Here is a 7,095-nt window from a genome sequence, read left to right as displayed (position 1 = left end):
CCCGCTCAGTGCGGGGCGGCGCCCAGGCTCGACACGTCGACCTTCACGCCCGGCCCCTGGGTCGAGCAGATGGCGACGCGCTGAATATAGGTGCCCTTGGCGCCCTGCGGCTTCGCCTTGGCCACGGCGTCGACGAAGGCCTTGATGTTCTCGACGAGCTTGCCGTCGTCGAAAGAGGCCTTGCCGACCGTCCCCTGCACGATGCCGGCCTTCTCGACGCGAAACTCGACCGCGCCGCCCTTACTGGCCTTCACCGCGCCGGCGACGTCCATTGTCACCGTGCCGACCTTCGGGTTCGGCATCAGGCCGCGCGGGCCGAGCACCTTGCCGAGCCGGCCGACGAGCGGCATCATGTCCGGCGTCGCGATGCAGCGGTCGAAGTCGATCGTGCCGCCCTGCACCGCCGTGACCAGATCCTCCGCGCCGATGACGTCGGCGCCCGCCGCTTTGGCTTCGTCCGCCTTGGCGCCGCGCGCGAAGACCGCGACGCGCAGAACGCGGCCGGTGCCGTTCGGCAGATTGACGACGCCGCGCACCATCTGGTCGGCGTGTTTGGGATCGACGCCGAGATTCATGGCGATCTCGACGGATTCGTCGAATTTCGCCTTGGCGCGCTCGCGCACCAGCTTCACGGCGTCGGTGAGGGGATAGAGCTTCGTGCGTTCGATGCCCTCGCGGGTCTTCGCAATGCGTTTTCCGATGTGCGCCATGATCTTACTCCACCACCTCGAGGCCCATCGCGCGGGCGGAGCCGGCGATCATCGACATCGCGGATTCGATCGAGGCGCAGTTGAGATCGACGATCTTCTTTTCCGCGATGTCGCGGATCTGCGCCTGTGTGATCTTTCCGACGACGTTGCGGCCCGGCAATTTGGAGCCGGAGGCCGGCTTCTTGCCGATCTTGAGGCCCACGGCCTTCTTGAGGAAGAAGCTGACCGGCGGCTGCTTCATCTCGAAGGTGAAGGAGCGGTCCTGATAGGCGGTGATGACGACGGGGATCGGCGTCCCCTTCTCGATCTGTCCCGTCTTGGCGTTGAACGCCTTGCAGAACTCCATGATGTTGAGGCCGCGCTGGCCGAGCGCGGGACCGATCGGCGGCGACGGATTGGCCGCGCCGGCCGGCACTTGCAGTTTGATATAGCCGGCGATTTTCTTCGCCATTTGCTTTCTCCAACGAAAGGCGCCCGCCGCGATGTTTCACGCGTCGGCGCCGGTTGCAGTTCGTGGTCCGGCCTGGAGCTCCCCGATGGCGTCAGGGCAAACCCGCCACGTATGAATTCCTCGGGCGGCGGGACCGTCCAAGGAATGGCGGTTCTTAGGGGAAGGCGCGAAAAAGGGCAAGAGCGACCCGGTCTTGCGATGTCTCTTGCAAGAATCTCTGGCGCCAGCGGAACCTCGGCATTTGGTGGAAGACCAACTCACCAACGTCGTCTGTCCGCCGTAAGACGAAACGACTGTCAGGAGGGCAAAGAGCGTGGGGACGAACATTGAGCTCGTCGTGATCATCACCGGCTCGTCGCGCGGCATCGGGCGCCGGCTGGCGCTCGACTGCGCCCGATATGGAATGGCGGTGGTGGTCAATTATCGGTTGGACGAGGCGTCGGCTGCGGCGGTCGTAGAAGAAATCCAGAGCGCGGACGGGCGCGCCTGCGCAGTTCGGGCGGATGTGAGCGACGAACACGAAGCGCGGCGGTTGGTTGACGCCTGTATCGATCAGTTCGGCCGACTGGATTGCGTCATCAACAATGCGGGCGCGGCAATCATTCGAACGATCGACGAGCTGGATGCCGCGACCTTCCAGCGGACACTGAACGCCAATCTCCTTTCGGCCTTCTACGTGTCGCAGGCGGCCATTCCGCATCTCAAGCGAGAGGGCGGGCGGCTCATCTTCATGTCATCCGGGGCCTCGCGGATCGGCGGCAGGGTCTCCGCCGCCTATGCGGCGTCCAAGGCGGGCGTGGAGGGGCTGATGCGCTATTACGCCCTTTATCTGCGCGAAGATCGCATCACCGCGAACGCCATTGCGCCGCTGCTGATCGAGACCGACATGCTGGCCGGAATGGACCTGCCGCCGCCATCGGATCTTCCATTGGGACGGATGGGACGTCCCGACGAAGTCTGGCCGGCGGTGCGCATGATCATCGAAACGGAATATCTGACGGGACAGACGATTCATCTCAACGCCGGGCGCTACATGACGTAATGCGCAGAAGCGCGAGGCGATGTCTTGCTTTTGGCCTTTTGGCGCCGGGCGATTGCGTCGACCGCCGCTGTGAGCCTCAATGCCCCTCGGGCGTGAGGCCGACGTGCTCTTCGAGGCGGCGCAGGCGCTGTCCGATGGCGGAGGAGTGATATTCCATCCCCGAGCGGCGCAGTCCGGAAATCTGGTCGCTCAGGCGCTTCTCCTGCTCCTTGATCTGCTTTTCCAAATTCATGATGTCCAAGGCCACGTCGGCGCGCAGCGAATGAATCTCAGAGCGAAGCTCCGAGCGAACGTCAGCGACGTCGCTCTTCGTCGCCATCTCTTCGCGAATGCCGTCCACCTTCGCGTCGATCTTGCGCAGCAGCGCCAGCGCGCGGCTCCGAGACTGCAGAACTACGCCGACGCAACATAGCGCCGCATTGCGCCTTTGTCTTTGGCTTCCCACCTCCATCGAGGAAAGGAAGCCTTCATGTCGGATTACGCAAAGCGCCTCGCCTTCATGGCCGCCGGACTCGCGGCGATGATTTTCTCCAATTTATACATGGGAGGGACGCTGCTTGGCTGGGCTGGCCTGCTTGCTGGGATCGGGTTCTATTATTACGGATGGCGCGGCGTTTGCCCCGCGTGCCGAGCGCAGCGTTGCGCCGTGGCGCCCCCTATGCCGACGGATGCGCCCTCGGATGGCGGCGACAGGGGAGAAAGCGGGCCGGACAGCGCGGCCGCGCATTAGGCCTTATACCTTCTCCACCTGGGCGAACTCCAGCTCGACCGGCGTCGGCCGGCCGAAGATCGACACGGCGACCTTGAGGCGCGAACGCGCCTCGTCGATCTCCTCGACGAGGCCGTTGAAAGATGCGAAAGGCCCGTCGGCGACGCGCACCGTCTCGCCCACCTCGAACATGATCGTCGGCTTTGGCCGCTCGACGCCATCGGCGACCTGGCCCTTGATGCGCAGGGCCTCTTCCTCGCTGATCGGCATCGGCTTGTTGTCGGCGCCGAGAAAGCCCGTGACCTTCGGCGTATTCTTGATCAGCGAGAACACCTGATCGGTGAGTTCGCATTTCACCAGCACATAGCCGGGGAAGAATTTGCGCTCGGCGGAGACTTTGCGCCCGCGCCGCACTTCCATGACCTGTTCGGTCGGGACCAGAATCTCTTCGAATTGGTCCGCGAGTCCGCGCTGCGCCGCGCCCTCGCGTATCGCCTCGGCGACCTTCTTTTCGAAGTTCGAATAGGCGTGAACGATATACCAGCGCATGCTCATAGCGGCGCGACTAGCTCCAATTGTCTATTGACCGACGCCCAGCATCAGCCCGACGCCGAAACGCAGCGCGTAATCGACGACGACGAAAAACAGGCTTGCGAATAGCACCATCAGGATGACGAGGCCGGTCGTGATGAGCGTCTCGCGCCGCGAAGGCCAAGTGACCTTGCCCGCCTCGGCGCGGACTTCCTGTAGGAACTGAAACGGATTGACCATTCGGCTACCGGGCTGTGCGGGGGCGTGCGATCCGCCCCTCTGACTCGCGTCGCGAATGACTCGCGCCGCAAAACGATCGCGGCGCGGGACCTGCCGGCCGCGCGCCACGAATTCCAGCGCTTATAGCCTCTCGGCGCCACGCCGCCAAGCGGAAAAACGCTCGGTCCCGACGTTCGAGCCGAAGGGTCACGCGCTAACCCGGGCAAGCGACGCCAGCTCCGGCGGCAGCAGGTCCTGCTCTTCCGGCGTGATCGCGGCGATCTTCCCCGCGAGGTCGGGGCCAAGCCGCGCCATCGCCTCCTTCAGATTCGGAGGGTCGTAGCGGGCGTTCGCCGCGCCATAGATGTTGCAGCTGCGGCCGAGCTTGGCGAGCACGCTCCAATGGACCTTCTCATTGACCTGCTCTTCTCCAGGGTCCCCGCCGGCGCTGACGAAACTATTCGCCGGGGCGCCGGCCGGGAAGATCTCGCGGGCGCGCGGAAAATTCCGGTCGATGGGAAATTTTTCGGCCGAGTCGGGAATGTCGCCGTCGATATTGGGCGTCAGCGCGCGCCGAATTGCGGCCGCGTCGAAGGAGAGCCCCGTCAGCGCCTGCGTGCGCGCGATCATCCAGATCAGCGCAATGTCGGAAAGCCCCGATTCCGGATAGCCGCCGCCCACGTTGCAATGGACGCCAGGAAACCAGTTTTGCTCGATGTTCGAGGGATGCGGCTCCCCCTTCTTCACCGTCCAGAAGGTCGGCGTAAACGGACGGCGCCGCTCGTCGACGCCGATCGCGTGCAAGGCATGGTCAACATGCGCCCCCAGCCGCGTGTCCTCGAACCCGCCGAACACCATCAGCGTGACATAGCGGCCGAGCGGGGCCAGTCCGCTGAACCCCGCGGGCACCCCATAGGAGCCGACCGTGTCGAACACGCCGAGCAGCTTGATGCGGTTGTTCGCCTGAATGTCGGGACCGCTCGGCGGCGCGCCGGACCGGGAGGCCTTTTTCGCGCTCTTGTTGGCGCGCGCGATGTCGAAGATGCTTTTGTCTCTGGTCTTTCGGATGCCGCAGTCGCCGATCAGGCCGGCCAAGGCGCGGGCGGCATAGGCGCCGCGCGAAAATCCATAGATGTACAGCTCCTGATCGTCCCGATAATTGTCGACGACCCAATTGTAGGCGTCCTGCACGATGGTTCGCAGGCCGAGGCCCGCGGCGCCGCCGACGATCTTGAATCCTTCGGCGCCGACGCCGGAAAAGTAGCGGACGTTCTGCTCGACGCCGTCCGCGCCTTTCGGCGGGATGAGCTTTTCGGCGACTTTCTCGTCCCAGGACGTCTTGCAGATGCTGGTGAAATCGCGCGGCGTATTCCATGTGCCGTCGAGCAAGATAATGTTGCGAATCATTTTTTCCTCCAGCAGCTTGGAAAAGCTTAAGCAACTGCGGACAAAAGAGCGTCAGGGCGCTTCGCGATGCTGACGCGGTTTGGCGGCGCCGGCAAGCGACGAGGAAATATTTGCCCAATAAGGGCGCTCGCCGCTATGAGAAGCTTAACTTCAGCCAAGCATTGGAGAAACGGATGCGCGCAGGTTTGCTTTTCTTGGCCGCATGCGCCGCGGCTGGCCTCGCCGGCTGCAACGCCGCGCGCCAACCGCAGATCGTTCCTCCCGGACCAGCGGGCCCGCCGCCGGCGCGGATGAGCGAAGCGCCTCCGCCGGACGCCCCGGGCTGCGCCGGCGCCGTCGCGCGCTATCGCTCCGTCATCGACAATGACCTCGCGATGGGACACGTCAATCGGAGCGTCCACGCCCAGATCTCGAATGAGATCGGCGAGGCGGCGTCAGCCTGCTCCAGCGGCCAGGACGGCCGCGCGCTATCGCTGCTGCGCGCCTCAAAATCGCGGCATGGCTATCCAGGGTAGGGCGCGCGCCCCTGCGACATCAGCTTGGAAGCGCTCCAGACTAGATTGATTGACCGCATGTTTTGGCCTTCTTACTTTCGATATGGACGCGGCGGGACCCTCGGCGCTCAGCGAACTCGGGAGATGCGGTTTTTGAAGCGCGACTATTTTGTGGGGGTCCTCGTGGCCTCGGTCTTGGGCATTTCCGCCGCCGCTGCGGCTGAGAACGCCTTCACGCTCACGATCAAGGATCACCGCTTCGAACCGGCCGAGCTTCGCGTTCCAGCCAATCAGCCGGCGACGCTGACCGTGAAGAATCTCGACGCCACGCCCGAAGAGTTTGAGAGCAAGAGCCTGCGGATCGAGAAGGTGATCCCCGGCAATAGCGAGGCGACCTTCACGCTTCGGCCGCTGAAAGCCGGCCGCTACAAATTCGAAGGCGAGTTTCACGATAATACGGCCAAGGGCGAGGTCATCGCGGAATAGCCATGCTCGGCGCGCTCATCATCGTCTTCCGCGAGGCCATTGAAGCCGGTCTCATCATTGGCATCGTTCTGGCGGTTACTCGCGGCGTCGCCGGGTCGCGCGGCTTCGTCGCCGCCGGCGTCGGAATGGGCGCGCTCGGCGCGATCGTCGTCGCCGCCTTCGCCGATCGACTCTCGCAAGCCTTCGCCGGCAGCGGCCAGGAACTCTTTAACGCCGCCATTCTCGCGATCGCGGTCGTCATGCTCGTCTGGCACAATATCTGGATGGCGCAGCATGGGCGCGAACTGGCGCAGAACCTTTCCGACGTCGGGCGGGCGGTGGCGCGCGGCGACGCGACGCTCTTCGCGCTGACCGCCGTCGTGGGACTGGCCGTGCTGCGCGAAGGCGCCGAGGTGGCGCTGTTTCTTTACGGCATTCTCGCCTCGGGCGAATCCGGCTGGGACGTCTTCGCCGGGGGACTGGCCGGACTGGCGCTCGGCGCCGTGACGAGCGTCGCGACATTCTATGGGCTCGTCGCAATCCCTGCGCGCCGCCTGTTCGCCGTAACGACATGGCTCATCACGCTGCTCGCCGCCGGCCTTGCAGCGCAATGCGTCGCTTTTCTGCAGCAGGCGGGCTTTGTGACGGCGCTCTCCGACACCGCCTGGGACAGCTCATGGCTGTTGTCGGATAAGAGCATCGTCGGCCGGGTGCTGCATACCTTGATCGGCTACGCCGACCAGCCTTCCGCTATGCAGGTCGCGGTCTATCTCGTGACGCTCATCGCCATTGTCGCCGCCACCAAATTTTTCGCCGCGCGGCCGCCTTCGGCCTCGGTCGGCGCGCCGGCGGAGTAGCGTTTGACCGGTCGCCGGCGCTGCGATCGACCGCTGTCTCAGCCGCCGCCGAAGAGACCCTCGAAAATGCTTCTTTCCTGCGCGCCGCGCCTCTGCCGCGGCCGTTCGATTGAGCCTACCGTCGGGATGTCTTCGGGTGGCAGAAGATCGTCGATTGCGCGCGGCGGCGACCTCGTCGGAGCGTCGCGCGGCGCGGGCGACGCCTGCTGC

At 64.7% G+C, this 7,095-nt stretch carries 11 protein-coding genes; 5 read left to right on the top strand and 6 right to left on the bottom strand.

The features are described from left to right. Window positions 1-5 precede the first annotated feature (5 nt). Both rplA and rplK read right to left on the bottom strand, forming a co-directional pair. A complete protein-coding gene (rplA, locus tag NEI07_RS10300) occupies window positions 6-710 on the bottom strand; it encodes a 50S ribosomal protein L1 (RefSeq protein ID WP_256034390.1) in 705 nt (234 codons plus the stop codon). A gap of 4 nt (window positions 711-714) precedes the next feature. Beyond that, window positions 715-1,161: a 50S ribosomal protein L11 gene (rplK, locus tag NEI07_RS10295; protein ID WP_014891468.1), complete on the bottom strand. Its 447-nt coding sequence runs from the start codon at window positions 1,159-1,161 to the stop codon at window positions 715-717. Between the two features lie 313 nt (window positions 1,162-1,474). Between rplK and NEI07_RS10290 the strand changes: the two genes are divergently transcribed. Then, window positions 1,475-2,203, top strand: a complete 729-nt coding sequence (locus tag NEI07_RS10290) for an SDR family NAD(P)-dependent oxidoreductase (protein ID WP_256034389.1) — start codon at window positions 1,475-1,477, stop codon at window positions 2,201-2,203. Window positions 2,204-2,279: 76 nt separating this feature from the next. Here NEI07_RS10290 and NEI07_RS10285 read toward each other — a convergent pair whose 3' ends face one another. Continuing rightward, on the bottom strand, window positions 2,280-2,648 hold the full coding sequence (locus NEI07_RS10285) for a CCDC90 family protein (RefSeq protein WP_256034387.1): 369 nt from the start codon (window positions 2,646-2,648) through the stop codon (window positions 2,280-2,282). A 24-nt stretch (window positions 2,649-2,672) separates the two neighbouring features. On the opposite strand from NEI07_RS10285, the gene NEI07_RS10280 reads away from it, so the two are divergent. Then, window positions 2,673-2,933: a hypothetical protein gene (locus NEI07_RS10280; protein WP_256034385.1), complete on the top strand. Its 261-nt coding sequence runs from the start codon at window positions 2,673-2,675 to the stop codon at window positions 2,931-2,933. A 3-nt stretch (window positions 2,934-2,936) separates the two neighbouring features. Here NEI07_RS10280 and nusG read toward each other — a convergent pair whose 3' ends face one another. From nusG to NEI07_RS10265, 3 genes are all read right to left on the bottom strand, one after another. Beyond that, on the bottom strand, window positions 2,937-3,467 hold the full coding sequence (gene nusG, locus NEI07_RS10275) for a transcription termination/antitermination protein NusG (RefSeq protein WP_018406586.1): 531 nt from the start codon (window positions 3,465-3,467) through the stop codon (window positions 2,937-2,939). Window positions 3,468-3,491: 24 nt separating this feature from the next. After that, on the bottom strand, window positions 3,492-3,683 hold the full coding sequence (secE, locus tag NEI07_RS10270) for a preprotein translocase subunit SecE (protein ID WP_256034383.1): 192 nt from the start codon (window positions 3,681-3,683) through the stop codon (window positions 3,492-3,494). A gap of 186 nt (window positions 3,684-3,869) precedes the next feature. Further along, on the bottom strand, window positions 3,870-5,069 hold the full coding sequence (locus tag NEI07_RS10265) for a DUF2235 domain-containing protein (RefSeq protein ID WP_256034382.1): 1,200 nt from the start codon (window positions 5,067-5,069) through the stop codon (window positions 3,870-3,872). 173 nt (window positions 5,070-5,242) lie between these two features. Between NEI07_RS10265 and NEI07_RS10260 the strand changes: the two genes are divergently transcribed. From NEI07_RS10260 to NEI07_RS10250, 3 genes are all read left to right on the top strand, one after another. Continuing rightward, window positions 5,243-5,584: a hypothetical protein gene (locus NEI07_RS10260; RefSeq protein ID WP_256034380.1), complete on the top strand. Its 342-nt coding sequence runs from the start codon at window positions 5,243-5,245 to the stop codon at window positions 5,582-5,584. Window positions 5,585-5,707: 123 nt separating this feature from the next. Next, window positions 5,708-6,049 carry a cupredoxin domain-containing protein gene (locus NEI07_RS10255; protein WP_256034379.1) on the top strand — a complete coding sequence of 114 codons (342 nt, stop codon included), beginning with the start codon at window positions 5,708-5,710 and terminating at the stop codon, window positions 6,047-6,049. 2 nt (window positions 6,050-6,051) lie between these two features. Then, on the top strand, window positions 6,052-6,885 hold the full coding sequence (locus tag NEI07_RS10250) for an FTR1 family iron permease (protein ID WP_256034378.1): 834 nt from the start codon (window positions 6,052-6,054) through the stop codon (window positions 6,883-6,885). Window positions 6,886-7,095: the final 210 nt, after the last annotated feature.

It is taken from the genome of Methylocystis suflitae, assembly GCF_024448135.1.
In the GTDB taxonomy this organism is placed as follows: Bacteria; Pseudomonadota; Alphaproteobacteria; order Rhizobiales; family Beijerinckiaceae; genus Methylocystis; species Methylocystis suflitae.
Note: the sequence above shows the minus strand (reverse complement) of the source record. Positions and strands in the feature narration are given on the sequence as shown.

Coding starts and splice junctions, on each gene's coding strand:
- rplA (WP_256034390.1), bottom strand. CDS start 710: ATGGCGCACATCGGAAAACGCATTGCGAAGACCCGCGAGGGCATCGAA.
- rplK (WP_014891468.1), bottom strand. CDS start 1,161: ATGGCGAAGAAAATCGCCGGCTATATCAAACTGCAAGTGCCGGCCGGC.
- NEI07_RS10280 (WP_256034385.1), top strand. CDS start 2,673: ATGTCGGATTACGCAAAGCGCCTCGCCTTCATGGCCGCCGGACTCGCG.
- nusG (WP_018406586.1), bottom strand. CDS start 3,467: ATGAGCATGCGCTGGTATATCGTTCACGCCTATTCGAACTTCGAAAAG.
- secE (WP_256034383.1), bottom strand. CDS start 3,683: ATGGTCAATCCGTTTCAGTTCCTACAGGAAGTCCGCGCCGAGGCGGGC.
- NEI07_RS10265 (WP_256034382.1), bottom strand. CDS start 5,069: ATGATTCGCAACATTATCTTGCTCGACGGCACATGGAATACGCCGCGC.
- NEI07_RS10260 (WP_256034380.1), top strand. CDS start 5,243: ATGCGCGCAGGTTTGCTTTTCTTGGCCGCATGCGCCGCGGCTGGCCTC.
- NEI07_RS10255 (WP_256034379.1), top strand. CDS start 5,708: ATGCGGTTTTTGAAGCGCGACTATTTTGTGGGGGTCCTCGTGGCCTCG.
- NEI07_RS10250 (WP_256034378.1), top strand. CDS start 6,052: ATGCTCGGCGCGCTCATCATCGTCTTCCGCGAGGCCATTGAAGCCGGT.